Annotated in this window: 29 protein-coding genes and 2 tRNA genes; 14 read left to right on the top strand and 17 right to left on the bottom strand. The window is 46.7% G+C overall.

Features of this window, described 5'->3' with window-relative positions; translation table 11 throughout:
• Positions 1-26: 26 nt before the first annotated feature.
• Together BOQ04_RS00790 and BOQ04_RS00785 are read right to left on the bottom strand one after the other, a co-directional pair.
• Entirely contained in the window at positions 27-1,337 is a 1,311-nt protein-coding gene (locus BOQ04_RS00790; RefSeq protein ID WP_076022874.1) for a homoserine dehydrogenase, read from the bottom strand.
• Positions 1,334-2,590, bottom strand: coding sequence for a pyridoxal phosphate-dependent aminotransferase (locus BOQ04_RS00785; protein ID WP_076022873.1), 1,257 nt, complete (start codon positions 2,588-2,590; stop codon positions 1,334-1,336). The genes BOQ04_RS00790 and BOQ04_RS00785 overlap by 4 nt, the downstream gene beginning before the upstream one ends.
• 79 nt (positions 2,591-2,669) lie before the next feature.
• On the opposite strand from BOQ04_RS00785, the gene BOQ04_RS00780 reads away from it, so the two are divergent.
• From BOQ04_RS00780 to BOQ04_RS00730, 11 genes are all read left to right on the top strand, one after another.
• On the top strand, positions 2,670-3,047 hold the full coding sequence (locus BOQ04_RS00780; protein WP_076022872.1) for an Mth938-like domain-containing protein: 378 nt from the start codon (positions 2,670-2,672) through the stop codon (positions 3,045-3,047).
• A complete protein-coding gene (locus BOQ04_RS00775) occupies positions 3,047-4,738 on the top strand; it encodes an ArnT family glycosyltransferase (RefSeq protein ID WP_076022871.1) in 1,692 nt (563 codons plus the stop codon). Before BOQ04_RS00780 ends, BOQ04_RS00775 begins: the two co-directional genes overlap by 1 nt.
• A gap of 26 nt (positions 4,739-4,764) precedes the next feature.
• On the top strand, positions 4,765-5,925 hold the full coding sequence (locus BOQ04_RS00770) for a DegT/DnrJ/EryC1/StrS family aminotransferase (RefSeq protein WP_076022870.1): 1,161 nt from the start codon (positions 4,765-4,767) through the stop codon (positions 5,923-5,925).
• Between the two features lie 72 nt (positions 5,926-5,997).
• The gene (locus BOQ04_RS00765; RefSeq protein WP_076022869.1) at positions 5,998-6,969 is read left to right on the top strand and encodes a glycosyltransferase; all 972 of its coding nucleotides are present in this window, start codon (positions 5,998-6,000) and stop codon (positions 6,967-6,969) included.
• Positions 6,970-7,845, top strand: a complete 876-nt coding sequence (locus BOQ04_RS00760; RefSeq protein WP_076022868.1) for a formyltransferase — start codon at positions 6,970-6,972, stop codon at positions 7,843-7,845.
• Positions 7,846-7,884: 39 nt separating this feature from the next.
• Positions 7,885-8,931, top strand: a complete 1,047-nt coding sequence (locus BOQ04_RS00755; RefSeq protein ID WP_076022867.1) for a bifunctional UDP-4-keto-pentose/UDP-xylose synthase — start codon at positions 7,885-7,887, stop codon at positions 8,929-8,931.
• Positions 8,932-8,943: 12 nt separating this feature from the next.
• Entirely contained in the window at positions 8,944-9,861 is a 918-nt protein-coding gene (locus BOQ04_RS00750; protein ID WP_076022866.1) for a polysaccharide deacetylase family protein, read from the top strand.
• Between the two features lie 59 nt (positions 9,862-9,920).
• Positions 9,921-10,388 (top strand): peroxiredoxin, encoded by a 468-nt coding sequence (locus tag BOQ04_RS00745; RefSeq protein ID WP_076023151.1) that lies wholly within the window; start codon positions 9,921-9,923, stop codon positions 10,386-10,388.
• 235 nt (positions 10,389-10,623) lie between these two features.
• Complete coding sequence (locus BOQ04_RS00740) at positions 10,624-12,291, top strand: PhoH family protein (RefSeq protein ID WP_076022865.1); 1,668 nt, start codon at positions 10,624-10,626, stop codon at positions 12,289-12,291.
• Entirely contained in the window at positions 12,272-12,802 is a 531-nt protein-coding gene (locus BOQ04_RS00735; protein ID WP_076022864.1) for a C40 family peptidase, read from the top strand. Before BOQ04_RS00740 ends, BOQ04_RS00735 begins: the two co-directional genes overlap by 20 nt.
• Positions 12,803-12,823: 21 nt before the next feature.
• Complete coding sequence (locus BOQ04_RS00730; RefSeq protein WP_076022863.1) at positions 12,824-13,654, top strand: mechanosensitive ion channel family protein; 831 nt, start codon at positions 12,824-12,826, stop codon at positions 13,652-13,654.
• 65 nt (positions 13,655-13,719) lie between these two features.
• Here BOQ04_RS00730 and dnaB read toward each other — a convergent pair whose 3' ends face one another.
• The 6 genes from dnaB to BOQ04_RS00700 all read right to left on the bottom strand — a co-directional run bounded on the left by dnaB (position 13,720) and on the right by BOQ04_RS00700 (position 17,870).
• Complete coding sequence (gene dnaB / locus BOQ04_RS00725; RefSeq protein WP_233126593.1) at positions 13,720-15,159, bottom strand: replicative DNA helicase; 1,440 nt, start codon at positions 15,157-15,159, stop codon at positions 13,720-13,722.
• Between the two features lie 24 nt (positions 15,160-15,183).
• Positions 15,184-15,636 carry a 50S ribosomal protein L9 gene (gene rplI / locus BOQ04_RS00720; RefSeq protein ID WP_076022862.1) on the bottom strand — a complete coding sequence of 151 codons (453 nt, stop codon included), beginning with the start codon at positions 15,634-15,636 and terminating at the stop codon, positions 15,184-15,186.
• Positions 15,637-15,649: 13 nt separating this feature from the next.
• The gene (gene rpsR, locus BOQ04_RS00715) at positions 15,650-15,922 is read right to left on the bottom strand and encodes a 30S ribosomal protein S18 (RefSeq protein ID WP_076022861.1); all 273 of its coding nucleotides are present in this window, start codon (positions 15,920-15,922) and stop codon (positions 15,650-15,652) included.
• A gap of 13 nt (positions 15,923-15,935) precedes the next feature.
• Positions 15,936-16,229, bottom strand: coding sequence for a primosomal replication protein N (gene priB / locus BOQ04_RS00710; RefSeq protein ID WP_076022860.1), 294 nt, complete (start codon positions 16,227-16,229; stop codon positions 15,936-15,938).
• A 59-nt stretch (positions 16,230-16,288) separates the two neighbouring features.
• On the bottom strand, positions 16,289-16,663 hold the full coding sequence (gene rpsF, locus BOQ04_RS00705; RefSeq protein ID WP_076022859.1) for a 30S ribosomal protein S6: 375 nt from the start codon (positions 16,661-16,663) through the stop codon (positions 16,289-16,291).
• 124 nt (positions 16,664-16,787) lie between these two features.
• A complete protein-coding gene (locus BOQ04_RS00700) occupies positions 16,788-17,870 on the bottom strand; it encodes an asparaginase (RefSeq protein WP_076022858.1) in 1,083 nt (360 codons plus the stop codon).
• A 60-nt stretch (positions 17,871-17,930) separates the two neighbouring features.
• Here BOQ04_RS00700 and lexA point away from each other — a divergent pair, with 60 nt between their 5' ends.
• On the top strand, positions 17,931-18,650 hold the full coding sequence (gene lexA, locus BOQ04_RS00695) for a transcriptional repressor LexA (protein ID WP_076022857.1): 720 nt from the start codon (positions 17,931-17,933) through the stop codon (positions 18,648-18,650).
• A 68-nt stretch (positions 18,651-18,718) separates the two neighbouring features.
• Here lexA and BOQ04_RS00690 read toward each other — a convergent pair whose 3' ends face one another.
• From BOQ04_RS00690 to uvrC, 5 genes are all read right to left on the bottom strand, one after another.
• A complete protein-coding gene (locus tag BOQ04_RS00690) occupies positions 18,719-19,180 on the bottom strand; it encodes a hypothetical protein (protein WP_076022856.1) in 462 nt (153 codons plus the stop codon).
• An 80-nt stretch (positions 19,181-19,260) separates the two neighbouring features.
• Positions 19,261-19,334, bottom strand: a tRNA-Cys gene (locus BOQ04_RS00685).
• A 51-nt stretch (positions 19,335-19,385) separates the two neighbouring features.
• A tRNA-Gly gene (locus tag BOQ04_RS00680) sits at positions 19,386-19,461 on the bottom strand.
• A 92-nt stretch (positions 19,462-19,553) separates the two neighbouring features.
• Positions 19,554-20,129, bottom strand: coding sequence for a CDP-diacylglycerol--glycerol-3-phosphate 3-phosphatidyltransferase (gene pgsA, locus BOQ04_RS00675; protein WP_076022855.1), 576 nt, complete (start codon positions 20,127-20,129; stop codon positions 19,554-19,556).
• 47 nt (positions 20,130-20,176) lie between these two features.
• The gene (uvrC, locus tag BOQ04_RS00670; RefSeq protein ID WP_076022854.1) at positions 20,177-22,093 is read right to left on the bottom strand and encodes an excinuclease ABC subunit UvrC; all 1,917 of its coding nucleotides are present in this window, start codon (positions 22,091-22,093) and stop codon (positions 20,177-20,179) included.
• Between uvrC and earP the strand changes: the two genes are divergently transcribed.
• Together earP and efp are read left to right on the top strand one after the other, a co-directional pair.
• Positions 22,092-23,162: an elongation factor P maturation arginine rhamnosyltransferase EarP gene (gene earP, locus BOQ04_RS00665; RefSeq protein ID WP_076022853.1), complete on the top strand. Its 1,071-nt coding sequence runs from the start codon at positions 22,092-22,094 to the stop codon at positions 23,160-23,162. The genes uvrC and earP overlap by 2 nt on opposite strands.
• An 87-nt stretch (positions 23,163-23,249) precedes the next feature.
• Entirely contained in the window at positions 23,250-23,810 is a 561-nt protein-coding gene (gene efp, locus BOQ04_RS00660) for an elongation factor P (RefSeq protein ID WP_076022852.1), read from the top strand.
• 76 nt (positions 23,811-23,886) lie between these two features.
• On the opposite strand, the gene nagZ is transcribed toward efp, so the two are convergent.
• From nagZ to recO, 4 genes are read right to left on the bottom strand one after another with little or no spacing between them, the layout of a single operon-like run.
• Entirely contained in the window at positions 23,887-24,963 is a 1,077-nt protein-coding gene (gene nagZ, locus BOQ04_RS00655; RefSeq protein ID WP_076022851.1) for a beta-N-acetylhexosaminidase, read from the bottom strand.
• A 40-nt stretch (positions 24,964-25,003) separates the two neighbouring features.
• The gene (gene acpS / locus BOQ04_RS00650) at positions 25,004-25,396 is read right to left on the bottom strand and encodes a holo-ACP synthase (RefSeq protein WP_076022850.1); all 393 of its coding nucleotides are present in this window, start codon (positions 25,394-25,396) and stop codon (positions 25,004-25,006) included.
• Positions 25,397-25,400: 4 nt separating this feature from the next.
• Entirely contained in the window at positions 25,401-26,141 is a 741-nt protein-coding gene (pdxJ, locus tag BOQ04_RS00645) for a pyridoxine 5'-phosphate synthase (RefSeq protein WP_076022849.1), read from the bottom strand.
• A gap of 12 nt (positions 26,142-26,153) precedes the next feature.
• On the bottom strand, positions 26,154-26,888 hold the full coding sequence (gene recO / locus BOQ04_RS00640; protein WP_076022848.1) for a DNA repair protein RecO: 735 nt from the start codon (positions 26,886-26,888) through the stop codon (positions 26,154-26,156).
• Positions 26,889-26,890 lie beyond the last annotated feature (2 nt).

The raw sequence follows: 26,890 nt of genomic DNA, 5'->3' as shown, positions 1-26,890 counted from the left end.
GTACTTGCTCGATGCCTACTCGTAATTTAAGACAAATTTTCTAAACGAATTTTCACTACTTCACCAGCGACTGTTTTGAGATCTTGAATCTCACTGATTGCGGCAAGCATATTCTTTTCTTTTGTTTCATGGGTCAATGCCACTAAGTCAGTTTGACTCTCACCCTCATCAGCCTCTTTTTGCAAGAGGGCATCAATCGAAACGCCATGCGCAGCCAGAATTCTTGTGATGTCTGCTAACACGCCAGCCTGATCAGCAACACGCAAACGCAAGTAGTAACTAGTGGTGATTTCACCCATCGGTAAAACAGGTGTATCGCGCACTGCATCAGCCTGAAATGCTAAATAAGGAACGCGATTCTCGGGGCTTGCGCCTAATAAGCGTGTGATATCGACTAAATCGGCAATCACTGCTGAAGCAGTTGGCTCTGATCCAGCGCCTTTGCCGTAGTACAAAGTGGTTCCAACTGCATCACCGAATACCTGAACAGCATTCATAGCGCCCTCTACGTTTGCAATCAAACGCTTGGTAGGGATTAAGGTTGGGTGCACGCGCAACTCAACCCCACTAGCAGTCTTCTTGGCAATACCCAGTAACTTAATACGGTAACCCAATTGTTCAGCATAGCGAATATCAATTGCATCGAGCTTGGTAATGCCCTCAACGTGCGCCTTCTCAAATTGCATCGGAATACCAAATGCAATCGCACTCATGATGGTTGCTTTGTGGGCTGCATCCACACCTTCAATATCAAATGTTGGATCAGCCTCTGCATAACCTAAGCGCTGCGCTTCTTTTAAGACGGTAGCAAAATCCAAGCCCTTGTCACGCATTTCAGAAAGGATAAAGTTGGTTGTGCCATTAATAATTCCAGCAATCCACTCAATCCGATTGGCCGTTAAACCCTCACGCAAAGCCTTAATAATTGGAATACCGCCAGCAACAGCAGCTTCAAAGGCAACCATGACACCTTTTTCATGAGCAGCTTTAAAAATTTCATTGCCATGAACCGCAATCAAGGCCTTATTGGCGGTGACCACATGCTTACCAGCAGCAATGGCCTCAAGCACCAAATCCTTGGCAATCCCATAACCACCAATTAACTCGACCACAATATCAATTTCAGGATTGTTAATCACAGCACGCGCATCACTTACTACTTGTGCATGATCTTTTACCAACTCCTTGGCACGCTCAACATTGAGATCAGCAACAGTATGAATATGAATACCACGACCAGCACGACGCAAAATTTCATCTTGATTACGTTCAAGTACGGTGAAAACACCGCCGCCTACAGTACCAATACCTAACAGTCCAACTTGAATCGGTTTCATGATGCCTTTGCTGCTGTTGAAGCCGCTTTGCGGCCATGTTTTTGACGATAACGCTCCAAGAATCGCGCTAAGCGGCTAATAGCCTCTTTCAACACATCCTCATGGGGCAAGAACACTACACGGAAATGGTCTGGCTGGACCCAGTTAAAACCCGAGCCCTGCACCAACAACACCTTTTCCTCTTTTAATAAATCGGCAACAAATTGCTGATCATCCTCAATTGGATACATATCGCGATCCAATTTCGGGAACAAATACAGGGCAGATTTTGGCTTCACGCAGGTAACGCCTGGAATATCCGTTAACAATTTCCAGGCTAAATCGCGCTGTTTTGCTAGGCGACCACCCTCAGCAACTAAATCGTTAATACTTTGATAGCCGCCTAATGCTGTTTGAATAGCGTATTGTCCTGGCACGTTGGCACACAGACGCATAGATGACAACATATTGAGACCCTCAATATAGTCGCGCACCATTTCCTTATCACCTGAAACCACCATCCAGCCAGCACGATAGCCGCAAGAACGATAATTTTTAGAAAGGCCATTAAAGGTGATCACCACTACGTCTGTTGATAAAGATGCAAGCGAAATATGCTTCTCTTGGTCATACAACATCTTGTCGTAGATTTCATCGGCAAACAAAATCAAACCATGCTCACGCGCAATCTGCGTCAACTCAAGTAAGATTTCTTTAGAGTAAATCGCGCCCGTGGGATTATTGGGATTGATTGCCACAATCGCTTTAGTACGAGGCGTAATTTTTTTACGAAGATCGTCTAAATCCGGAGCCCACTCTTTGGATTCATCGCACAAGTAATGCACTGGAGTACCGCCAGACAGACTCACTGCCGCCGTCCACAAGGGATAATCTGGCGCAGGCACCAAGACTTCATCACCCGTATTGAGCAAGGCATTCATTGCTAATACGATGAGCTCAGACACCCCATTGCCGGTATAGATGTCCTCCAGAGTAACGCCCTGGATACCCTTTTCTTGGCAATACTGCATGATGGCTTTGCGAGCAGCAAAAATACCCTTGGAATCTGAGTAGGCAGAGGCATTAGCCAAATTGCGAATAATGTCGAGCTGTATCTCCTCAGGGGGATCAAAACCGAATACCCCCACATTTCCGATGTTTAATTTGATGATTTTTTGACCCTCTTCCTCCATGCGCTGAGCAAGCTCCAGCACGGGTCCACGTATGTCATAACAAACGTTATTGAGTTTTTCGGACTTTAGGATGGGTTTCACAATAAATTAAAGGGTAAGTTCTTGAAATCTAGGAAAAAACAGCTAGCTATAATCGACATAATTATGACAGAGAGTCCACGTGAAGCTTCAATCTGACCCCCACTTCGGAGCCAATGCCATTACCGGATACGGCGCTGGCTATGTAGAGATTAATAAGATCCCTTATGAACATGCGGTTTTATTGAGTTCAGATGGCGCTATATCGCGTTGGCCAGTTGCTGCTTTTGAGGAGTTAAATCCAAGTCATTTCACACAAATGATTGATTTGAAACCAGAATTAATTCTGATTGGCACCGGCAAACGTCAGCAATTCCCAAAACCGGAGCTTTTGAAAGACCTCATTAACGCAAAAATTGGCTTTGAGATCATGAATTCACAGGCTGCCTGCAGAACTTACAACATCCTTGTAGGCGAGGGTCGCAAGGTGATGCTGGCCTTACTCGTGGACGCTGCTTAATGCAATTTGGGCAAATCCGGCAGTCAAGCGCTTTAAATCCAGGCAAGATCCTTTTATTAGTATTGCTCTATAGCTTACTCTGGTTTGGCACACTCAACTATCGTCACCTTATTCCATCTGATGAGGGGCGTTATGCAGAAATGGCTCGTGAAATGCTGGTCACCGGTGACTGGATCACCCCACGTTATAACGGCTATAAGTATTTTGAAAAACCACCCCTACAAATTTGGGCGACCGCTGCTGCATTTCAAGCTTTCGGCATTGGCGATTGGCAGGCAAGGTTATGGACTGCGCTCACTGGCTTTCTGACTATTCTTTGTATTGGTTTTACTGGGGCGCGAATTTACAACGCGCGGGCCGGCTGGTTAGGCGCATTAGTACTTGCCTCAAGCCCCATGTGGGTGATTGCGGGACACTTCAACTCCCTCGATATGGGTCTTTCCGCTTTTTTAGTTGCTGCACTCTGTAGTTTGCTATTTGCACAATCATCGGAAAATAAAACGCTTTCTCGAAATTGGATGTGGGCTTGTTGGGCTTGTATGGCATTAGCCACCCTTTCTAAAGGCGTCATTGGCATAGCAATTCCGGCGATGGTCTTTGTGGTGTACTCGATATCCGCTTGGGATTGGAAAATTTGGAAGCGTCTGTATCTCATCAGTGGGATCGCACTCTATTTAGCAATTACTGCACCCTGGTTTGCGCTAGTGGCGAGGCGCAATCCCGAATTCCTTGAATTTTTCTTTATTCACGAACACTTGCAGCGCTTTACCCAAGATGACCATAGTCGTACCGGCCCCATCTACTATTTCATACCATTGCTATTGATTGGTTTCTTGCCATGGATAGCACAAATCCCAAGCTCGATTGCACAGGCCTGGCGCGAGCGACGTGGTTACTTCTCCCCTAGCTGGCTCTTGGTCTGCTGGTTTTTGGTGATACTCGGTTTCTTCAGTATCTCTCACTCCAAATTGCCCGGGTACATCATTCCCATTTTTCCAGCACTAGCAATGCTGGTTGGCAATTGCCTAGATCGAAATTTAGGTCTCATTAATTCACTCTCTAAATCTTGGCAATTGCAGACTCTTGGTTTTGCAATGTTGGGTTTTGTGGGATTCTTCTTTTTGTCTGCAATTGGCCAACAAGCTCGACCCGATGAGATTGAGGCATATACGCAATACACCCACTGGGTCATTGCCGCTCTGATTGCGCTCATTGGCTTTAATCTCTTCGCATTCGTACAAAGTAAACGCAAGGGTTTGGCCAGTATTACCAGTTTTGCGAGTGGTTTTTTTCTGTGCGCGATTATTGCTGGCACCGGCCATGAAGTGCTGGGTCGGGCAGTTTCGGGCATCGATCTGGCTAATCAAGTCAAAGCAAGTATTCCCAAGAACGCCAATATTTATTCTGTCCGTATCTTGGATCACACAGTTCCTTTTTACCTAGGTAGAACTATGGTGATGGTGGAGTTTCCAGATGAACTTGAGTTCGGCGTAAATCAAGAGCCCGATTTGTGGATCCCCTCCTTAGATGCTTTTAAAGTCCGCTGGAATGAGGATCAAAGTGCTTATGCCCTCATGGTTCCAGAACAATATCTAGAACTGCAAAAAACCGGACTACCTATGCAGGAGCTTGGGCGCGATTCTCGAAGGGTGATTGTGAAGCATCCAGATGCGGTAAGCTTCTCTCAATAATCAATCAGTCAATCAGAAGGTTGCCCATGTCAGCACTACCCTTTATCCCCTTCACTCGACCCAGCTTTAACCAAGAAACGATTGATGCGGTGGGCGAGGTATTGCGCTCTGGCTGGGTTACTTCAGGCCCTAAGTTAGCTGAATTTGAAGCAACATTAAGCGACTATTTTGGTGGCCGTCCCGTCCGCTGTTTTGCCAATGGCACAGCTACCATGAAAATTGCCCTGCAAGTTGCCGGAATTGGTCCAGGTGATGAGGTGATCACAACACCTATTTCTTGGGTGGCCACGTCCAATGTCATTCTAGGCGTGGGTGCAAAGCCCATTTTTGTAGACATTGATCCAAGAACGCGCAATCTGGATTTATCCAAGATCGCCGCAGCAGTGACACCACAAACAAAAGCAATCATGCCGGTATATCTAGCTGGATTGCCGGTCAACATGGACGAGCTTTACGCAATAGCAAAGCAATTTAATTTACGTGTTATTGAAGATGCTGCCCAAGCATTTGGCTCCCAATGGAATGATAAAAAAATTGGTGCCTTTGGTGATTTAGTGAGCTTTAGTTTTCAGGCAAACAAAAACTTATCCACCGTAGAGGGCGGTTGCCTGGTATTAAATAATGAGAAGGAAGCGCTGCTAGCGGAAAAGCTGCGACTGCAAGGTCTTACTCGTCAAGGCATGGACGGCATGGATGTAGAGGTCTTGGGCGGGAAAGATAATCTGACTGACCTCAATGCAGCCATTGGTTTGCATCAGCTCAAACAATTACCGAGCTATCAAATTCGCAGAACCAATCTGGCGCGTCAATACTTTGATGCATTTCGTGCAAAATTAAAAAGTGCTGGCCTCGAGCATCTCCAGTTAGAGTTGCCAGTGGAGAATTTCACTGATACTAATTGGCATATGTTTCAAGTCGTTTTACCTCTTGAGCAATTAAATGTCGATCGCGCCCAAGTCATGACCGAGCTCAAAGAGCTTGGGATTGGTACTGGCGTTCATTACCCGGCCATCACTGGTTTTAGTCTATACAAAAATCTTGGCTACCAAGCGAGTGATACCCCCGTTGCGAAGCGGATCGGCCGATCCATTTTGACGCTCCCCCTCTTTCCGGGAATGGCAGATGAGGATATCGGTCGAGTAGTTGAAGCCTTAGTCAACATTCTGCAGCAACACGCTAAAAAATAAGTCCAATAAGCGTCAAAAACCTGTTTTTCCGCAGAAATGAAGGGAAAATCGAAGATCAGGCAAAATTGCACTATGACTGCCAATTTAGAGAGCCAAACCGGCACACCCAAGCTGAGCGTTGTAATACCTGTTTACAACGAGGAGGATGGCCTCCAAGCCCTTTTTGATCGCCTTTATCCTGCTTTGGACTCCCTTGCCAGCAAGCGCAATCTTGCCTATGAAATCGTTTTTGTAAACGATGGCAGCAAAGACCGTTCTGCAGGCATTCTGGCCAAACAAGTAGAGTTGCGCCCTGATGTCACACGGGCCGTACTCTTTCACAGCAATTTTGGCCAGCATATGGCCATCATGGCTGGCTTTGAATATGCTCGAGGCCAATACATCATTACCCTTGATGCAGACCTGCAAAATCCACCCGAAGAAATTGATGCCCTGGTTCAACAACTAATTCATGGTCACGACTATGTAGGAACAATTCGCGCAGATCGTCGCGATAGCTTTTTTAGAAAATTTGCTTCACGTGCAATGAATCGCTTACGCGAAAACATTACGCGCATCACTATGACTGATCAAGGTTGCATGTTACGTGGCTATAGCCGCCGTATTGTTGATCTTGTGCGTCAGTGTGATGAAAGCAATACTTTTATTCCGGCCCTTGCTTATACCTTTGCAGCCAATCCCACCGAGATTACTGTGAAGCATGAAGAACGCTTTGCTGGTGAATCTAAATACAGCTTATATCAATTGATTCGCCTGAACTTTGATTTGGTCACCGGCTTCTCGGTAATGCCGTTGCAGATTTTTTCTGGTCTAGGCATGCTTTTATCTTTGGCTGCTGGCAGTTTATTTATTTACCTTCTGATTCGTCGCTTTGTTTTAGGGGCTGAAGTAGAGGGTGTATTTACCCTCTTCGCACTCACCTTTTTCCTAATTGGGGTCATGTTATTTGGCCTAGGTTTACTAGGTGAATATGTGGGTCGCATCTACCAACAAGTAAGGCAACGACCACGCTACGTAGTTCAAACCGTTTTAGAGAAAAAATAATTGCACGCGGTCGTCTTTGCCTACCATGATGTGGGCGTCAATTGCCTCAATGCACTATTGGAAGCGGGCGTCACAATAGATCTCGTTCTCACCCATCAAGACGACCCCAAGGAAAATGTTTGGTTTGGAAGTGTTGCTAAGCTGTGTGAAGAAAAAGGAATCCCTTATCTCACACCGAGCGCCACTGAATTACAGACTCTCACCCCAAAAATTCAGGCAATTTCCCCCGACTATATTTTCTCTTTTTATTACAGACACATAATTTCTGGCGAGATCTTAAGTTGCGCCAAGATTGCAGCCTTAAACATGCATGGCTCGCTATTGCCAAAATACCGCGGCCGCGCTCCAGTCAATTGGGCGATCTTGCATGGAGAAATACAAACAGGCGCTAGCTTGCATGTTATGGAAACAAAGCCAGATGCGGGTGATATTGTTGGTCAAATTGCAGTCAGTATTGGCCCAGATGAAACGGCGACAGATGTGTTTGGAAAAGTGAGCAAAGCTGCCGTTGAAGTCATGAAGCAAGTTTTGCCAGCCTTGATCCAGGGAAAGGTTCCCAGAAAGCCCAATGAACTGGCCAAAGGAAGTTATTTTGGCGGCCGTAAACCAGCGGATGGGCGGATAGATTGGGGCAAAACAGCCCAGCAGGTCCATGATCTAGTGAGAGCAGTTGCCCCGCCGTATCCGGGCGCGTTCACGCAGTGGCAAGGGCAAGATCAAATCGTTGCAAAAACCACCCTGAAAGGGCCATTTCCGAGTCAGCTCAATCTTGGGGCGCCTGGTATCCAAGTGGTTGATAATCGGGTATTCGGGATTTGCGGCAACCAACAGGCAGTAGAGATACTCCATTGGTTCCCAGCAAAACAAAATAATTAGCGCGGCACAAACAGATTCGATTAATACGAGGCAGTAAAGATGAAAAAAGTACTCATTCTTGGCGTAAACGGTTTTATTGGCCATCACCTTTCGAAACGCATTCTGGAGACAACCGATTGGGACGTCTACGGCATGGATATGCAAAATGACCGCTTGGGTGATTTGATAAATCATCCTCGCATGCATTTCTTCGAGGGCGATATTACTATCAATAAAGAATGGGTTGAGTATCACATCCGTAAATGCGATGTCATACTGCCTTTAGTTGCGATTGCTACCCCAGCAACTTATGTACAGCAACCACTTAAAGTATTTGAGCTCGATTTTGAAGCCAACCTTCCAATCGTTCGTTCAGCCGTCAAATATAAAAAGCACTTGGTCTTTCCATCCACCTCTGAGGTGTATGGCATGTGTGAAGATGGCGAATTTGATCCTGCGAAATCGAATATGGTTTATGGCCCAATTAATAAACCGCGCTGGATCTACGCCTGCTCTAAGCAACTGATGGATCGCGTCATTTGGGGTTACGGCATGGAAGGCTTACGCTTTACCCTCTTCCGTCCGTTTAACTGGATTGGACCTGGCCTTGATAGTATCTACACTCCAAAAGAAGGCTCTTCCCGCGTAGTTACTCAGTTCCTCGGTCACATCGTACGTGGTGAACCAATCAATTTAGTAGATGGTGGCGCTCAAAAACGTGCTTTCACCTATATTGATGATGGTATCGATGCGTTGATGCACATCATTGCCAATAAAGATGGCGTAGCCAATGGCAAGATTTACAACATCGGCAACCCCAAAAATAATCACTCCGTGCGTGAACTCGCCAACCAAATGCTGGAAATTGCTAGAAGCATTCCTGAGTACGCAAAGACAGCCAACGCAGTCAAGATCGTGGAAACGACTTCAGGCGCTTATTACGGTGAAGGTTATCAGGATGTACAAAATCGCGTTCCTGCAATTGACAACACCATGAGTGAATTAGGCTGGAAGCCAACGACAACCATGGCTGAAGCGCTCAAGAATATTTTTGAAGCATACCGTCAAGATGTTGAAAAAGCCCGTCACCTGGTCGATAAAGAGTAAGCACCGAGGTTCATGGCCAAAATAGCACTCAAGGTAGATGTAGATACCTTACGCGGTACTCAGGAAGGTGTTCCAAACTTAGCGCGCGCCCTAGCGCGTTTTGGTCTTAAGGCAACCTTTCTATTTAGTCTTGGCCCTGACCATACCGGGTGGGCCCTGAAACGCGTCTTTCGGCCTGGCTTTCTTAAGAAGGTCAGCCGTACCTCTGTGCTTGAGCATTACGGCATCAAAACCCTGCTGTATGGTGTACTGCTACCAGGGCCTGATATTGGCAAAAAAGCTGCCAAGGAAATGCAAGCAATTGATGCGGCTGGTCATGAAACTGGAATCCATACGTGGGACCACGTGGACTGGCAAGATAATGTGCGCAAGCAAGATGCAGTCTGGACTAAGGCTCAGATGCAAAAAAGTTGGGATCGTTTTCTAGAGATATTTGGTCGCCCTCCCGCCACCTATGGTGCTGCAGGTTGGCAAATGAATGAAGCCGCTTTTGAGCAACTCGATCAATGGGGCATTACCTATTCCTCGGATGGCAGGGCAGAACCCAACTTAATGCCATATCGCCTCCAGCTACCCTCCGGGAAAGCAAAGCATGTGCAATATCCCACTACCTTACCGACATTTGATGAATTAATTGGTATTGATGGGGCTGATGAATTTGGCGCGGTGACCAAGTTACTAGAAATCACTGGTAGCAATCCAAATGACCAGGTTTTCACCCTCCACGCAGAACTAGAGGGCCAGAAACTACTCCCTGCGTTTGAGAAGTTGCTGATAGGCTGGTTAAATCAAGGTCACGAACTAGTTACCATGGGGGAGTTACACCAATCATGGGCGGCTACGAAACAACTCGATAAAATAGCTGTATTACCCCTCGCCTGGGGCGAAATACCAAATAGAAGTGGCGAGTTAATTATTGAATCACCCTAAATAATTAACATCAGAATTATTAGGGATCTGAGGCAACATTAATCAATCAAAGGATGATCATGACAGTAGCAATTGGACAACCCATTCCCCAGTGCGAAGTACCTGCAACCTCTGGACTCACCTTTTCTCCAACTTCAGTTCAAGGCAAGAAGTTGGTTCTCTATTTCTATCCCAAGGATATGACGCCAGGTTGCACTGCCGAATCAGGAGAGTTCCGCGACAATATTGAGGCATTCACAAAAGCGAATACCCTGGTCGTGGGGGTATCACGCGATAGCCTTAAATCACATGACAATTTCCGCAGCAAATTAGAGTTGCCTTTTGAGTTGGTGGCCGATACTGAAGAAGTGCTTTGCCAGCTATTTGGAGTCATGAAGATGAAAAATATGTATGGCAAGCAAGTCCGCGGTGTTGAGCGCAGCACCTTCCTGTTTGACTCCTCCGGCAAGCTAGTAAAAGAGTGGCGCGGCCTCAAGGTTCCGGGCCATGTGACAGAGGTATTACAGGCCGCTCAAGAAGCAAAATAAATTTTTTAATTATTTTGTAAGCGGGTGCTTGCAAACTCTAAAAATTGGGGTAAAGTGGTTTACATGCACCGTAAACGACGGGAAATACAGTTCATCCGTTTCAATCAGGAGCCTGAGTACACAAGGACAGGCTTGATGAGCAACCCCCTGAATTTTTTAGATTGTTTTTTAATTAGTAGCGCAACAAACCGTCAACGCAACTTGCTTGGCGGTTTTTTCTTTTAGGAGAGTCTGCATGCCATTGCCCCCCATTCCAACTCAAATTGCTGATCAAGTGAAGTTGAGCTCGAAGGACACCCCCAATTTAAAAAAGCGTCCCGCACCAGCAAAACCGGTTGTAATGGAGAGTCATTCTGCCTCCTGGACTGAAGAAGCGCCTGAAGACCTCTCAGCAGCTGAAGTAGCTTTAGATCGAATCAAAGCGGACCGCCCCGCTTCACGCCCAAATAAAACAGAAATCAAAGCCTCGTCCGCTCCGGAAAAGCCTAAACGCATGATTCGTACAGGCCCTCCAAGCTTATTTGTTTTGGACACTAACGTGTTGATGCACGATCCCAGCTCCCTCTTCCGTTTTTCGGAGCACGATCTTTTCTTGCCGATGACCACGCTTGAAGAGTTGGATAACCATAAGAAAGGCATGACTGAAGTAGCGCGCAATGCCCGTACAGTGAGTCGCTCGCTTGATCAATTGGTTGCTGGTACTAGCGGTACTTTAGACGAAGGTATTCCACTCAATAAACTCGGCAACCAGGATGTATCTGGCCGTTTATTTTTTCAAACAAAACTAACCACTCAAGCACTTCCAGAAGGCCTTCCTGAAGGCAAGGGGGATAACCTCATTTTGGCAGTAGTGAGTGAACTTCAAAAAACCCGCAAAGGTCAAGAGGTGGTCTTGGTATCGAAAGATATCAATATGCGCATTAAGGCACGCGCCCTTGGCCTTCCCGCAGAAGATTATTTCAATGATCAAGTGCTCGAAGATCGTGACTTAATGTATGCAGGCGTCATGGCCTTGGCAGCGGATTTCTGGCCCAAGCATGGCAAAGCGATGGAGAGCTGGGCTGACTCAAGATCAGGAACCATGTTCTATCGAGTCACTGGTCCTGCGGTCCCTAGTATGCTGGTCAACCAGTTTGTTTACCAAGAGAATCCAGATGGATCTACTCCGTTCTATGCTCAGGTAAAAGAAATCAATGGCAAAACTGCACTTCTACAAACTTTGCGTGATTTTTCGCACCAGAAAAATAATGTATGGAGTGTGACTGCTCGCAATCGTGAGCAGAACTTTGCCATGAATTTACTCATGAACCCAGAAGTTGATTTTGTAACCTTATTGGGACAAGCGGGTACTGGTAAAACCTTGCTAGCCTTAGCTGCCGGACTTGAGCAAGTATTAGATAGCAAGCGTTATAACGAGATCATTATTACCCGTGCAACTGTGCCAGTGGGCGAGGACATTGGTTTCCTTCCCGGAACCGAAGAAGAAAAAATGCAGCCTTGGATGGGCGCTTTTGACGATAACCTTGAGGTCCTTCACCGCAATGAAGATAATGCTGGTGAATGGGGGCGTGCTGCCACTCAGGAACTGATTCGTTCGCGCATTAAAGTCAAGAGCATGAACTTCATGCGGGGCAGAACCTTTGTGAGCAAGTTTGTAATCATTGATGAAGCGCAAAACTTAACTCCTAAACAAATGAAGACCTTAGTTACTCGCGCGGGTCCAGGAACCAAAATTGTTTGCTTGGGCAATATTGCCCAAATCGACACGCCTTACTTGACCGAAGGTTCATCTGGTTTAACTTATGTTGTTGATCGCTTTAAAGGCTGGCGCCATGGTGGACATGTGACCTTGGCACGTGGGGAGCGCTCACGTCTTGCGGATCATGCTGCTGACGCACTCTAAGTCGCCCCCCTCATGCCGCACTCTGTTAGGGTGCGGTATTTTTATTTGCATCCTATCGGCATTGTCAGGCTGTAGTAGCTTCAGCTCTAAACCCAATACGAGCAAAGTCTCTCAATTTAAACAGGACACCAGCGTTGGCATGGAAGACATCTCTATTGCCGCAGTTGGCTTAGTCGACATACCCTATCGCTATGGTGGCAATACTCCCAGGGGTGGCTTTGATTGCAGCGGGCTGATTGCGTATGTCTATAACAAGGCCGCGGGCATTAAACTACCACGCACCATTCAAGCTATGAGTGCTGTGGGCAGGAGCGTTGATAATCAGCCGCCCGCTCCTGGCGATCTAGTCTTTTTCAATACAACAGGCGAGAAGTACTCCCATGCAGGAATTTATGTTGGGCAAGGCCGATTTGTCCATGCGCCCAGCACAGGTGGCACAGTAAGACTTGAATATATTACAAGCCCTTATTGGGCAGCTAAATTTACTGAGGCTCGCCGAATTGCTAATTAAGTCAATCCATTGAGGAGCGCAATGAAAGAAATCGATTTAGGCCATATTCAAGATGTATTAATTAATGCCGCTACCGATGTTGGCCTTAAGATTCTGGCAGCGATTGCGATATGGATTATTGGCCGTTGGTTAATTGGCATAACCCTACGCGTAATCAAGCTTGGATTACAGCGCCAGCATATCGATGCAACGATTTTGCGCTATGCGCACTCAGTAGTTTCAGTCACATTAAATATTCTGCTAGTCATTGGCATCCTTGGAAACTTTGGTATTCAAACGACGAGTTTTGCCGCCCTGATTGCTACTGCCGGCGTTGCGATAGGAGCTGCCTGGGCTGGCCTACTATCTAATTTTGCTGCAGGGATATTCATTATTGTGCTACGGCCTTTTAAGGTCGGCGATACCATTACAGCGGTCGGCATCACCGGAACCGTCAAAGAGATTGGACTCTTCTCTTCAACCCTCTACACTTCTGACAATATCGCCACCATTATTGGTAACACCAAAATATTAGGCGATAACATTCAAAATTACACCAACACCCCCTATCGTCGCGTTGATATGAAATACCAAATTTCCAGCGCAGCAGATCCGATTACAGCCATGGCCTTGCTCCGTGAAAAAGTTTCTGGAATAGAAAACGTATTAGATCAACCAGCAGTTGAGGTCAATATTCTTGAGTTTAATTTAGTAGGCCCTGTATTAGCCGTTCGGCCTTACTGTAAGAATGAAAACTATTGGCAAGTGTATTTTGATACTAACCGAGTGATGAGTGAATCTTTAAATGCGGCAGGTTTCCCAGCGCCAGTAGCATCTCAGCATATGATCGTAAAGCAAAGTCCAGAAGCATAGATGTACCCTAGATGCAAAAAGCCTCGCAGTGCGAGGCTTTTTTACTAGGCATCTAAATGAGCCAATTAGAAGGGCTCATATCCACCCGATGAATAAGCAATTGATCCAGCAGCGAGATTGTCGAACTTGGTATATGGGCCTTGCCAGCTTAGACGAATAGTTCCGATTGGACCATTACGTTGCTTACCAATGATGATCTCCGCCACACCTTTGTCAGTAGTAGTATCAGGGTGATATACCTCATCACGATAGATGAACATAATTAAGTCAGCATCCTGCTCAATAGCGCCAGACTCACGTAAGTCAGACATGATTGGGCGTTTATTGGGGCGCTGCTCCAAGCCACGATTTAACTGCGAGAGGGCAACTACTGGGCACTGCAACTCTTTTGCAAGAGACTTGAGTGAGCGAGAGATTTCAGAAATTTCAGTTGCACGGTTTTCAGAGCCAGAGCCGCTCATCAGTTGCAAGTAGTCAATCACCACCAAACCTAATGTGCCACCAAAGTTTCTAGCGATACGACGTGCGCGAGCGCGTAATTCTAGACTAGATAAGGCACCTGTCTCATCAATCAAAATTTGGGTATTACTCAAGCGAGCAATCGCGTCAGTCACACGTGGCCACTCATCATCCTGCAACTTACCAGTACGCATGCGACCTTGATCAACACGCCCTACCGATCCCAATAAACGTGCCGCCAATTGTTCGCCCGACATCTCCATTGAGAAGACCACGACCGGCAAACCTTCGGCCAATGCCACGTTCTCAGCAATATTGAGTGCGAACGCCGTTTTGCCCATTGAGGGTCTTCCGGCAACAATCACTAAGTCGCCTTTTTGCAAACCACTAGTTTGTTTATCGAGATCAATAAATCCAGTTGCAATTCCAGTGATATCACTGCCACCTTGGCGGTTATAGAGCTCATCAATGCGGGCAACCACTGTGCGCAATAAAGGCTCGATTTCAAGGTAATCGGCTTTACGACTACCCTCTTCACCAATTTGCAAAATGCGGGACTCTGCTTCATCCAAAAGTGTTCTGACGGAACGGCCCTCCGGCACAAATGCGGAGTTAACAATATTGTCTGAAACTTCAATTAAGCGACGCAGAATGCTGCGATCACGAACAATATCGGCATAGCCTTTAATGTTGGCGGCACTGGGGGTGCTTTGCGCTAATGAATTGAGGTAATCAATACCCACCAAATCACCACCCTGCTCTGATTTAACCGCTTCATGCACGGTAATCACGTCAGCAGGATGATTGTCGCCAACCAAACGAGCAATGACCTTGTAGATCAAAGCATGTTCAGGGCGATAAAAATCTTTTTCGTTGAGGATGCCACCTAGGCGATCCCAGGCAGTGTTGTCAATCAGTAGACCGCCGAGCAAAGATTGCTCGGCTTCTACAGAATGCGGCGGTACTTTGAGAGCCTGCACGACTGGATCCCCAGAGCCCATCATGCCAGGATTCGACGCAACGGAACGTGAACGGGATTCAGCCATCAGGCTAGTGTACCGATTTAATACTTAAGCTTGCTCGCCAGCTACGCGGACAGTGATATCAGTCACTACATCAGTATGAACAGCTACTGCTACAGGGTGATCACCAACCATCTTCAATGGGCCAGTAGGTAAACGAACAGAAGATTTTTCAATTGCATAACCTTTTGCTTTCAAAGCATCAGCGATGTCATGATTGGTTACAGAACCAAACAAACGACCGTCAACGCCCGCTTTTTGACTGATTTCAAGAACCAAGTCCTTGAGCTTTTCGCCAACCGCTTGCGCAGCAGCCAACTTCTCAGCGGCCAATTTTTCTAACTCGGCACGGCGCACTGCAAAATCAGCAATTGCTGCTTCAGTTGCACGACGCGCTTTGCGTTGTGGAATTAAGAAATTGCGAGCGTAACCATCTTTCACGCGAACTACATCGCCGAGGTTGCCCAAATTTGTTACTTTTTCTAAGAGAATGATTTGCATTGAGGGCTCCCAATTATTTCTTATGTTGATCGGAGAATGGCAACAAGGCCAAGAAACGAGCACGCTTGATAGCAGTGTCTAACTGACGCTGATACTTTGCTTTTGTGCCTGTCAAACGAGCAGGAGTGATCTTGGCGTTTTCGCCAATGAAGTCCTTCAATGTGTCTACATCTTTGTAGTCGATCTGTTCAACACCAGCAACAGTGAAACGGCAATAACGCTTACGCTTGAACAATGGGTTCTGAGCTGGTTTCTTTTTGAAATCGGGTTTCTTTCCAAACGCCATGATGATTTCCTCTTTAATTTTTCAATTGAATATGGGTAATATGGAAAACAAGTCTTTGATTACGCAGGGTCTTGGGTGCCATGAATCCTTCAAACACTGCCTCGGCTCCTAAGTCCATTTGCTCAAGATCCTTTTGTATCGGACCAATTGCTATGGCTTCAACACTCATCTGAATTTTCCTTGCCACTCCTACCTCGTTTGCTACGCCGCTATGTTCTAGCTGGCAATGCATCACCGGTATTCCTGCTGGTGTAAATCGAATCGCGTCTTTAGCTACCAAGAATGCAGTTAGGGTGAAATGATTCAACGCCGTTCCGCCACTCAGATACGTTCTCTAGTCTGTGTATTCCTCTTCAAATTTCTAACTTAGGCTGCCGCTACAGGAGCGTCGGCTTGAGCTGATTTGCGCGCTTCTTCACGTTGCACTTCTTTCATCATGATGGAAGGCTCTGTTTCCGCTTTCTTAGTCTTGATGATGAGGTGACGCAAAACAGCATCGTTAAATTTGAACGCATGCTCGAGCTCTTCCAGAGTTTTCTGGTCGCACTCAATGTTCATGCAAACATAGTGGGCTTTAGCAAGCTTGTCGATCATGTAAGCCATTTGACGACGGCCCCAATCTTCAATACGGTGAACTTTTCCACCAGCTGCTGCTAATGTCGCTTTGTAGCGATCAATCATCGCAGGCACTTGCTCGCTTTGGTCCGGATGGACGATAAAGACGATTTCATAATGACGCATCAAACACTCCTTAAGGATAAAGTCACCTGGGCGTCTTGCTAACTTCCGATGGTTGTTAAAGTTAGCGCCAGTGTGACAAGGTAGTAACAAATTGTAGGTACAACATACAAGACTTTTAAAACACTCACCTGATTTCAGGCAAGTTGGCTATTCTAGCAAAAAAATCCTGCCAAGTCAGTGGTTTACCTTCAGATTGAGCCAAATCTGCGGCATTTAATGCCAATTGGAGAGCAATTCGAGCCCTGGGGGCAGTTAAAGTGCCTGATGCCATGCACCCACCAGGCGGGTCTTTTTCTGGAATGTTCAGTAAAGTCCTGCCAGCGCCAGTTCTGGTAGTGCGAACCAAAGCAATTCCCTGAGTGATCGCCTGTTTGAGTGGGGCAAGCCACTCATCATGAAAGCCGCCCATGCCTGAGCCGGCAAGCACCAAACCGCGAACATTGCTTGTTAGCCACAGATCGATAGTCTTGGCACGTGCGCCAGCATGACTTGTCAAAATCTCCACCCAAGGCCATTCACCCTCCTCGGGTATAGGTAAATCCTCATTCCAAGCTGCCTGCACCGCCTTCGCACCGGATAACCATGAGGGATTGACCAAGCCCACCGAACCACTAGGTGCACTTTGAATGGGGGCATTTAAGGCAGTTGCATGGCGCTTTGCTAGATCCATGGCCATGCAGACCCTTCCATCCATCACTGCATAAATGCCGCCTGGGCAATTATCAATAGGGAGGCAGGCCCAACGGACTGCATCCAATAAGTTTGATGGTCCATCAGCTCCAGGTGCATTTGCCGGCAGCATTGCACCAGTTAAGATGACTCTCTTGCCTAAATTTTCGGCAAATTTGCCACAAGTCAGCTGTAAAAACACCCCCGTTTCTTCTATAGTGTCAGTTCCGTGAGTAATCACTACCCCTCTCACCATTGTATTTTCAAGGGCCCCCCTCACGCTCGTCCCCAACAGGGTCAACAAAGACTCGGTGAGATTGCGACTATTCATGTTGGCAAGCTGCTTGGAAACCAAATGCACACCTTGAGGAATGGCGGACTGAATATGAGTCAATAATGAGCCAATCTCGAGTTGGCCAGCCGCATACTCCATCGGCTTAGATTCAGGGTTGGCAGCGACGCCAGCAATGGTTCCCCCCATACCAAGCACCAATATATGGGGGATATTTTCATTACCGCTTATAGAAGTTGAGCTCATACCCCATTATCTCCTTCAAAATCCCTTGAATTATCAAAAAGTGCTGTATACAATCCCAGTATGGACATAAATACAGTTGATTTCTTGGAGGAGCTGACTGCCCTCCCCAAGCTCACCCCACGTCAACGGGAGATTTTGGACTTAATTAGCAAGGCAATCGAGGATAGCGGACTACCACCAACTCGAGCAGAAATTGCAACTCAACTCGGCTTTGCATCAGCAAATGCTGCAGAAGAACATCTTCGTGCACTAGCTAAAAAAGGGTATATCGAACTCACGCCAGGGACTTCACGTGGAATTCGAATTGCCCAGCGGTTTAACCAAACACACAACCCGAACCAATATCGCCAGATGTCATTACCGTCTGGCGCACTTCAACAACTCACTCTTCCACTCATTGGTAGAGTGGCGGCAGGCTCACCCATCATGGCCGTCGAGCATATTGAAAAACAAGTGCCGATTGATCCCAGTTTATTTAGCAAGGGTGCTGATTACTTGTTAAAAGTGAAGGGTATGAGCATGCGTGATGCCGGCATCCTGGATGGAGATTATTTGGCCGTGAGAAAAACTACCGAGGTTCGTAATGGCGATATTGTGGTGGCACGTCTGGATGACGAAGTCACAGTCAAGCGCTGGAATCAAAAGAAAACCGCCAATGGTCTCGTAATTGAATTGCAAGCAGAGAACCCCGACTTCAAAAATATCCTAGTAGATGCGCGTCAAGCAAACTTTGCCGTTGAAGGTCAAGCAGTAGGGCTGATCAGAGCAGAAGGTCTTTGAACAAGGTTTATTGCAAATAAAACAGGTCTCCTAGTGAGTCCTTTTTTATTCCCAGTCTTACTAAAGGATTAACGTTTAACTGGCGCAGTCACGCTGGCATTTTTTGGTGATGAGGTAATTGTAATAACCGATTTAGGGCCGCCAAGAGAGCCCTCAGTAATCTCAACCGTTGCCGTTCTATCACCCTTGGTAAAAACCAAAATACTGGTTTTTGCTTTCACGGCACTCACAGTGGTCCAACCTGCTTTAGGGTATTCAGATTGGAAGAATGCGTAGACATCAGTTGCGCCTTGCAGGGCATTAATCACGGCACGCCCAACCCATGAGGATCCACCGCCAATGATGATGGATTCACCACCGGAAATACGAGCGCCCTGTGGAAGCGGCATATCCCCAAGTAATTGAGCCTGCACTTCTTGAATTTCTGCAGGGGTACCGGTTGGCGAATCACCCGATGAGGCGCAAGCAAATAACAAACCAGAGATCAACAAAATGGCTGCTAAAGATGGGATGCGTTTGATTTGAATCATGAGAGCGATCTTTCAGAGTCAATGCTACTTATGTTAGCTATAAGTATTTTAGGTGAGACCCCAAAATCGTCAAGAAATTTTGGAGGCGCGTGAGGGAATCGAACCCCCGTACGAAGCTTTGCAGGCTCCTGCCTAACCACTCGGCCAACGCGCCAAAGATACCTAAATCAAAAATGGGAAGCTTTTTAGGGCTTCCCATCGAACTTGGAGCGGGAAAGGAGGTTCGAACTCCCGACCTATACCTTGGCAAGGTATCGCTCTACCAGCTGAGCTATTCCCGCATAACAGGGCGATAGTTTAACAAACAATTTCAAAGAAGGCATTATTTGTTTTACTTAGACCCACAAAGCCTGATGCCAATTGGCCTCTAGGCTTATTCCGTCTTTTCAGCCAGCTGGGGCAATGCCTTCTTTAGGTAATAAAACATCGACCAAAGCGTTAAAAAAGAAGCCACCCAGATCAACCAAGTGCCTACCCTAGCGCAATCAAGCCAACCAAATAAGGTGTCGTTAAACAGTAAAAAAGGAATGGCAATGAGTTGAGCAGTTGTTTTGAGCTTGCCAACCATATGTACTGCAACACTTTTGCCTGCACCCAGTAATGCCATCCACTCCCTTAATGCAGAGATCGTTATTTCACGTCCAATAATGACAAGCGCCACCCAGACCTGAACACGATCGAGGTTAAGAAGAACCAATAATGATGCAGCCACAATTAACTTATCCGCCACCGGGTCTAAGAATTGACCAAAAGCAGATTCCTGCTTCATGCGTCGAGCTAAAAAGCCATCGAGCCAATCAGTCACAGCAGCAGAAATAAAAATAAGAGTCGCTATGAGATTTTGCTCTGCAGGACTAAGCCAATTCGTGGGTAAATAAAAGACTGCCACGAGCAATGGAATTGCTGCTACACGCAACCAGGTTAAGGCGATGGGCAAGTTAAATGGCATTTGGTAAGCATAAACGAATCTGATGACTCTGGATATGTCCAAAAAAATTAATGGAGTTGTTTATAAATTTGCTCTGCCAACGCAGTAGAAATTCCATCTACGCTAGCAATCTCCTCAATACTGGCATTGGCCACCCCGCGCAAACCACCAAATCGAGCCAGTAATTTTTGACGGCGCTTAGCACCGATACCTTCAATTTCCTCGAGGCGGGAAACTGTTCTCGCTTTTGCACGCTTAGCGCGCATTCCAGTAATTGCAAACCGATGAGCCTCATCTCGTATTTGAGCGACTAATAGTAAAGCCGCGCTATCTATACCCAATTCCAAAGGCTTTCGACCATCAGCAAAGATTAATGTTTCTAAGCCAACTTTACGACCCTCTCCTTTGGCAACCCCCACAATCAAGCTCACATCCATGCCAAATTCTGCAAGCACTTGTCGAGCCATTTCTACCTGGCCTTTACCCCCGTCAATCAAAATCACTTGCGGCATTTTCTCAACTGGAAGCTCTTGGAAATTCGCATAGCGCCGTTGCAACACTTGACGCATTGCTGCGTAGTCATCACCAGGGGTGATATCGTTGATATTAAAACGACGGTACTCACTCGATTGCATTGCATTTTTTGCATAAACAACACAAGAAGCTTGGGTTGCCTCTCCAGAAGTATGGCTAATATCAAAACCCTCGATCCGAAGTTGCTCCAGGGATTCAAGTTCAAGGCCTAAGATGTCAGTTAAAGAGCGGGCCCTAGCCAACTGTCCACCAGTTTCTACTAGACGTTTAGCCAAAGCGATCTTGGCGTTACCTTCTGCCATCGCCAACCAATGACGCCGCTGACCTTGAGGCTGATGCAAGAAGGTAATTTTCTTACCCGCTTGATTGCTCAGCAAATCTTGCAAATTCTCGGGTAGCTCATCCCCTGCATCAGATTCAGCTTCGCTTATTGACTGCAAAGAGTGGTTGAGAATGATGACTGGCGGAATTGCCTGGGCCGTAGCTGCCTCACCTTCATTTTGATCATCTAAATAATGCTGGCCAATGAATGCTTCTAAGATCTCGGTTGGCAATGGTAATTGCCCAGAGTGTGTCCGCAAGCCCTTAGGGAAATAAGCGCGGTCACCCAAATGACGGCCACCGCGAACCATCGCCAAGTTAACACAAACCATACCTTCCATTTGCGCTACCGCAATGATGTCAACGTCACCCTCGCCTTCAGCAACCGCATCCATTGACTGCTGTTGTAAGACGCTGGAGAGATCGGCTATACGATCACGCAAGACCGCAGCCATTTCAAATTCCATCGCATCGCTATGCGCTTGCATCTCTCTCTCAAGCTCAGAAAGCACGCTACTGTGGTTTCCCTCTAAAAAGCGAGTAGCTTGCGCAACATCTTGTCCATATTGCTGCGCACTCAAACGACCAACGCAGGGTGCACTACAGCGGTGTATTTGATGAAGCAAACAAGGCCGACTACGATTCTTAAAAACGGAATCCTCACAGGTGCGTAAACGAAACACTTTTTGCAAAATTTGCACACTATTGCGCACCGCCCATGAGTTTGGAAACGGGCCAAAATAATGATTGCGCTTATCCACCTTGCCACGATAAGAGGCAAGCCTTGGAAATTCGTGACCAGTCAGCATCACGTAGGGGTAAGACTTATCATCTCTGAAGAGGATATTAAATGGCGGCGCTAACTCCTTAATCAGATTGTTTTCCAGAATTAAGGCCTCAGTCTCTGTGCGCGTGACCGTGGTTTCATAACGAGCGATTTTGCTCACCATGAGAGCAATTCGAGGTGAAAGCTGGGTACGCTGGAAATAGCTCGAAACACGCTTTTTTAGGTTGCGTGCTTTGCCTACATATAGAATCTGTCCAGCTTCATCAAAGAAGCGATACACCCCCGGCAATCCGGGCAGCCGTTTAACGTCTTGCTGTAGATTTTCAAAAAGCGAATTACTCATGCGTTGGGATATTTTCTGCCAAATCGTGGACAACTATGGTGATGCCGGTGTTTGCTGGCGCCTAGCCCGAAGCTTATCAAGCATTCATGGCCAAACAGTACGTATTTTTTGCGATAACCTGCCAACCCTCAATTTACTCGCATCTGGGGTTCATGTAGACATTAAAGACAAAATCCAACTATTGCCATGGGAGAGTAGCTTTGAAAACCATCGGCACCAAGCGCAAGCGCCTGATGTAGTGATTGAGGCATTTGGCTGCCAACTCCCCGAGCGCTACCTAGCAGGCCTGTTGGTGGCCCCCAAAAAACCGATCATTATTAATCTTGAGTACTTGAGTGCTGAACCATGGATTGTGGATTTCCATGGCAAATCTTCGCCGCAATCTCACGGCATACCGAAGTATTTTTTCTTTCCCGGTTTTCAAGATCAGGCTGGCGGAATCTTAATAGACCCAGTACCGCCAAGCAGTCCTCCTAGCATTTCAAGCATTCCCGCAAGTCTTGAGAAAGTGTGGTCGCAGCTTCGCCCTCATGCCAAACGCATTAGTATCTTTTGCTATCCTGGAGCTCCTTTGCGTAAATGGCTAGAAGATCTTGCTAGTCTTGATCAGGACTTTGACATTCTGCTCACGCACGGTCATGCCGAACTGCTAGGCATCAATACCGGCCAAGCAATTCAATTGCCCGAGCACATCCAATTGCACCCCCTTCCCTTTGTGTCACAAGATGAATACGACTGGCTCTTAAGTCAGTGTGATTTCAATATCGTTCGAGGTGAGGACTCTTTTGTGCGAGCGCAATTGGCAGGCAAACCATTTATTTGGCACATTTATCCCCAAGAAGACCGTGCCCATGAGGTGAAATTAGCTGCATTCCTAGACCTCTATCTAGAGGGGGCTAATCAAGATTTGAGGCTATCGACAATTGCAGCTATGACTTGGGCAATGCCGAGCCAGTGGTTTGGGGCTATCGACGCTTGGAGCGCCCATGGCGAGGCTTGGCGTGCCCATTTACTCAAAAAACAAGGGGGTGGTGGTTTAGCAGCTCGTTTATTGGCATTTGTCGGTTAATCCCAAGCAATAAAGGCGGGCGGGCGGTTACAATCTTGTTTTTGACAAAACCCGCAGAAAATCAGCTCTGCACCCAGGAATAGCAAGATGAAAACAGCACAAGAACTCCGCGTTGGTAACGTAGTAATGATCGGCACCGATGCCATGGTCGTTTTGAAAGCCGAATACAGCCGCTCAGGCCGCAACTCTTCCGTTGTGAAAATGAAATTTAAGAACTTGTTAACAGGCGCTCCAAACGAAGGCGTATACAAGGCCGATGACAAATTCGATGTCGTGATCCTTGATAAGAAAGAATGTACTTACTCTTATTTCGCTGATCCAATGTATGTTTTCATGGACGGCGACTACAACCAATACGAAGTTGAAGCCGAATTCATGGGTGATGCATTGAACTACCTAGAAGAAAGTATGCCATGTGAAGTTGTGTTCTATGAAGGTAAAGCGCTTTCAGTAGCAATGCCAAATTCTTTGGTTCGTGAAATTATTTATACCGAGCCAGCAGTAAAAGGTGACACCAGCTCTGGCAAGGTCTTGAAGAACGCAAAATTAGCCACCGGCTATGAATTGCAAGTTCCTCTTTTCTGCAATACCGGCGACAAGATTGAAATTGATACACGCACAGGCGAGTATCGCAGCCGCGCGAACTAATCAGCGTCTGTCATTAAAGCAAAAGCCCGGCATGCCGGGCTTTTTTATTATTTCCGAAGCCCTATCAAAATAGGACTCAAGCAATCAATTGAAATTGCTGTAACAAGCCTTTAGCATGCTGATACTGAGCCTCTTTCTGCAGGGCATTCCAATCCAGTGCGGGGGGCTGCGGCATTAAACGGTTTAAGCGACTCATCGACTCAGACTGCTTCGCTTTTGAGACCCTTAAGTCTTTTAATAACTGGTCAGCCAAATCTGGGCGATTACAAATCAATACAGCATCACAACCAGCCTCTAATGCCAGCTCTGCACCCTTCACAACTGAGCCCGCAACACTAGCGCCCTCCATCGAAAGATCATCACTAAAGATCACGCCTTCAAAACCGAGTTCTTGGCGCAATACCGAATGCAGCCAGATCTTAGAAAATCCAGCCGGTAAGCTATCCACCTGCGGATAAATCACATGGGCTGGCATTACGGCTGCCAAACTCAAATCGAGCCACTCATATGGTTTCGCATCATCATTGAGAATGTCTTGTAATGAACGCTCATCAACTGGAATGGCTACATGCGAATCAGCTTCAGCCCATCCATGCCCCGGAAAATGCTTGCCGCAATTGGCCATACCCGCCATGCGCAAGCCATCATTCAAACTCTTTGCTAGAGCAAAGACAATTTGGGGATCACGGCTAAAAGAACGATCGCCAATGACACCGCTGCGTCCAAAATCCAGATCAAGTACAGGCGTAAAGCTGAAATCAACTCCGCAGGCACGCAGCTCAGCACCAAGCACATAACCACAGGCAGTAGCAGCTGCCATTGCTAAAGCAGCAGATTGAGCGGCATGCTTAGAGGTATTTTTTACCGACCAAAGTTCGCCTAATTTACGCATCGCCGGCAAGTGTGTAAAGCCATCTTGCTTAGCGCGTTGGACTCTTCCACCTTCATGATCAATTGAGATCAATACATCAGGGCGTAACTTTTTAATATCTCCGGTTAACTTAGTAAGCTGCTTGCGACTAGCAAAATTACGACCAAATAAAATGACGCCACCAGTCAGAGGATCTTGAATACGTCGACGATCTTGGGCATTTAATTCAAGACCAACAACATCCAAAGTAACTGGGCCTGGCTTCATATTTAGCTTACTCATTTTTTCCTCAGAATTCCTTCTGCTGTATCTGTTGTTGAACTTATTTCTGCACTACAATCACATGGGCAATCGCCATATCCTGCTCATCACTGACCGTGACCTGCGCTTCCCAATTGCGCTCAGCCATAAAACCTGCCAATGCGCCTAAATAACTTGTTACCGGCTTACCGCTTGGCTCATTTAAGGTTTGCAGGGATCGCCAAGTCATTGGCATGCGCATACCCAAACCAATTGCTTTAGAAAAAGCTTCCTTGGCTGCAAAGCGAGTTGCTAAAAATGCGATGCCGCGTTTGTGATTTCTGGCAAGACGATGCTTAAAAACTATCATTTCATCAGGTCCAAGAATTTTTTCAGCCAATCGACCATGAGTGCGATCATAAGCAGCCTGCAGCCGCTCAATCTGCAAAATGTCTGTACCAATACCAATGATCATGCGCTTACTTGTCTCGACCCTGAGCCATAAGAAACTTCATGTCGGTAATCGCCCGCTGCCAACCCTTAAACAAAGCCTCAGCAACAATCGCATGGCCAATATTGAGTTCTGATAGCTCAACAATGCCGGCGATAGGCAATACGTTACCCTCATTCAAACCGTGGCCTGCATTTACCCGCAGACCAATATTTTTACCAAACTGGGCAGCTTTACGAATACGCTCCAACTCTTTCTCTTGTTCAACCCCAGAAAGATCTGCGTAACGGCCAGTATGCAATTCAATCACTGTGGCGCCAACATCTTTGGCGGCCTGGATTTGCCGCTCTTCTGGGTCAATAAATAAAGATACCCGAATACCTGCATTCACAAGTTTTGTAGTAGCTTCCTTGATGGCATCAAAGTAACGCACAACATCCAAGCCACCCTCCGTGGTGACTTCCTCACGCTTTTCTGGGACAAGACAAACGTCATGCGGCTTGACTTGACAGGCAATATCAACCATCTCCGGTGTAACCGCGCACTCCAAGTTCATCCGGGTTTTTATCAAGGGACGCAATGCAATTAAGTCAGCATCCTTAATATGACGTCGATCTTCACGTAAATGCAGCGTAATCAAATCCGCGCCCGATTCTTCTGCTAGGCAAGCAGCCTTTAAAGGGTCTGGATAAATCGTCCCACGCGCGTTACGCAGTGTCGCCACATGGTCAATATTGATACCAAGTTCAAGGGGGTAGTTCTTACTCATTTAGCTAGATTACTAGATTTTTTTCAAATCAATCAGAATTTGGCGGGTGGTTAAAACCTGATCTTGTAAATGCAGTCCCAACAAAAATCGCATCAGCTGCTTGCTCTCTGAGAGTGTCTCTGGATCAGAAAAATCTCCAACTGCGATTGCCAGCAAGGATTTGCCCATTAATACAGGCCAATGACCAGGGTCATCGCTTTGCGCAGGCCTGACGCCGCGCTCAGGCTGATAGACATACCTCTCTTGTGCGACCGGCGCAGCATTGGTTTCAACACAACGATCCAAGGCAGCGGCATAACCAGTTTCCTGCAAAAGAGTCAGCTCAAATGGGCGCAAAATTTCTTCTAAGCCCTTTGATTCAAATTCTAAGTTAGAGAGCGCTAGAATTGTATTAGTGTAGTGATCGTAGAGTCTGTCGTACTCATCTTCACGTGCTAAAAACTTGACTAAGAGCTCATTTAGATAAAAACCACAGAGAAGAGCATCGCCTACCAATGAAGGTGTACCACCAACCCACTCTGATTTTGTGAGGGTGCGTAATTCTGATTTACCACTCCAAGAAACGAGCAGCGGCTGGAAGCGCTGCAGGACTGGACGTAAGCTTGAGTGTGGACGCTTTGCACCTTTAGCGATCAAAGCCATACGGCCATGCTGGCGAGTAAAAACATCCAGAATTAAGCTAGTTTCCTTATAAGGAATGCTGTGTAATACAAAAGCGGGTTCGTCAGTTACACGAATGGAGGCCATTT

The organism is Polynucleobacter sphagniphilus, assembly GCF_001953355.1.
Lineage (GTDB): Bacteria > Pseudomonadota > Gammaproteobacteria > Burkholderiales > Burkholderiaceae > Polynucleobacter > Polynucleobacter sphagniphilus.
The sequence above is the reverse complement of the archived record's forward strand: the minus strand, read 5'-3'. Positions and strand labels throughout refer to the sequence as shown.

What these genes read in the sequence shown, in the direction of transcription:
- BOQ04_RS00790 (WP_076022874.1), bottom strand. Translation starts at nt 1,337, where the DNA reads ATGAAACCGATTCAAGTTGGACTGTTAGGTATTGGTACTGTAGGCGGC.
- BOQ04_RS00775 (WP_076022871.1), top strand. Translation starts at nt 3,047, where the DNA reads ATGCAATTTGGGCAAATCCGGCAGTCAAGCGCTTTAAATCCAGGCAAG.
- BOQ04_RS00770 (WP_076022870.1), top strand. Translation starts at nt 4,765, where the DNA reads ATGTCAGCACTACCCTTTATCCCCTTCACTCGACCCAGCTTTAACCAA.
- BOQ04_RS00765 (WP_076022869.1), top strand. Translation starts at nt 5,998, where the DNA reads ATGACTGCCAATTTAGAGAGCCAAACCGGCACACCCAAGCTGAGCGTT.
- BOQ04_RS00755 (WP_076022867.1), top strand. Translation starts at nt 7,885, where the DNA reads ATGAAAAAAGTACTCATTCTTGGCGTAAACGGTTTTATTGGCCATCAC.
- BOQ04_RS00750 (WP_076022866.1), top strand. Translation starts at nt 8,944, where the DNA reads ATGGCCAAAATAGCACTCAAGGTAGATGTAGATACCTTACGCGGTACT.
- BOQ04_RS00745 (WP_076023151.1), top strand. Translation starts at nt 9,921, where the DNA reads ATGACAGTAGCAATTGGACAACCCATTCCCCAGTGCGAAGTACCTGCA.
- BOQ04_RS00740 (WP_076022865.1), top strand. Translation starts at nt 10,624, where the DNA reads ATGCCATTGCCCCCCATTCCAACTCAAATTGCTGATCAAGTGAAGTTG.
- BOQ04_RS00735 (WP_076022864.1), top strand. Translation starts at nt 12,272, where the DNA reads ATGCTGCTGACGCACTCTAAGTCGCCCCCCTCATGCCGCACTCTGTTA.
- BOQ04_RS00730 (WP_076022863.1), top strand. Translation starts at nt 12,824, where the DNA reads ATGAAAGAAATCGATTTAGGCCATATTCAAGATGTATTAATTAATGCC.
- dnaB (WP_233126593.1), bottom strand. Translation starts at nt 15,159, where the DNA reads ATGGCTGAATCCCGTTCACGTTCCGTTGCGTCGAATCCTGGCATGATG.
- rplI (WP_076022862.1), bottom strand. Translation starts at nt 15,636, where the DNA reads ATGCAAATCATTCTCTTAGAAAAAGTAACAAATTTGGGCAACCTCGGC.
- rpsR (WP_076022861.1), bottom strand. Translation starts at nt 15,922, where the DNA reads ATGGCGTTTGGAAAGAAACCCGATTTCAAAAAGAAACCAGCTCAGAAC.
- rpsF (WP_076022859.1), bottom strand. Translation starts at nt 16,663, where the DNA reads ATGCGTCATTATGAAATCGTCTTTATCGTCCATCCGGACCAAAGCGAG.
- BOQ04_RS00700 (WP_076022858.1), bottom strand. Translation starts at nt 17,870, where the DNA reads ATGAGCTCAACTTCTATAAGCGGTAATGAAAATATCCCCCATATATTG.
- lexA (WP_076022857.1), top strand. Translation starts at nt 17,931, where the DNA reads ATGGACATAAATACAGTTGATTTCTTGGAGGAGCTGACTGCCCTCCCC.
- BOQ04_RS00690 (WP_076022856.1), bottom strand. Translation starts at nt 19,180, where the DNA reads ATGATTCAAATCAAACGCATCCCATCTTTAGCAGCCATTTTGTTGATC.
- pgsA (WP_076022855.1), bottom strand. Translation starts at nt 20,129, where the DNA reads ATGCCATTTAACTTGCCCATCGCCTTAACCTGGTTGCGTGTAGCAGCA.
- earP (WP_076022853.1), top strand. Translation starts at nt 22,092, where the DNA reads ATGCGTTGGGATATTTTCTGCCAAATCGTGGACAACTATGGTGATGCC.
- uvrC (WP_076022854.1), bottom strand. Translation starts at nt 22,093, where the DNA reads ATGAGTAATTCGCTTTTTGAAAATCTACAGCAAGACGTTAAACGGCTG.
- efp (WP_076022852.1), top strand. Translation starts at nt 23,250, where the DNA reads ATGAAAACAGCACAAGAACTCCGCGTTGGTAACGTAGTAATGATCGGC.
- nagZ (WP_076022851.1), bottom strand. Translation starts at nt 24,963, where the DNA reads ATGAGTAAGCTAAATATGAAGCCAGGCCCAGTTACTTTGGATGTTGTT.
- acpS (WP_076022850.1), bottom strand. Translation starts at nt 25,396, where the DNA reads ATGATCATTGGTATTGGTACAGACATTTTGCAGATTGAGCGGCTGCAG.
- pdxJ (WP_076022849.1), bottom strand. Translation starts at nt 26,141, where the DNA reads ATGAGTAAGAACTACCCCCTTGAACTTGGTATCAATATTGACCATGTG.
- recO (WP_076022848.1), bottom strand. Translation starts at nt 26,888, where the DNA reads ATGGCCTCCATTCGTGTAACTGACGAACCCGCTTTTGTATTACACAGC.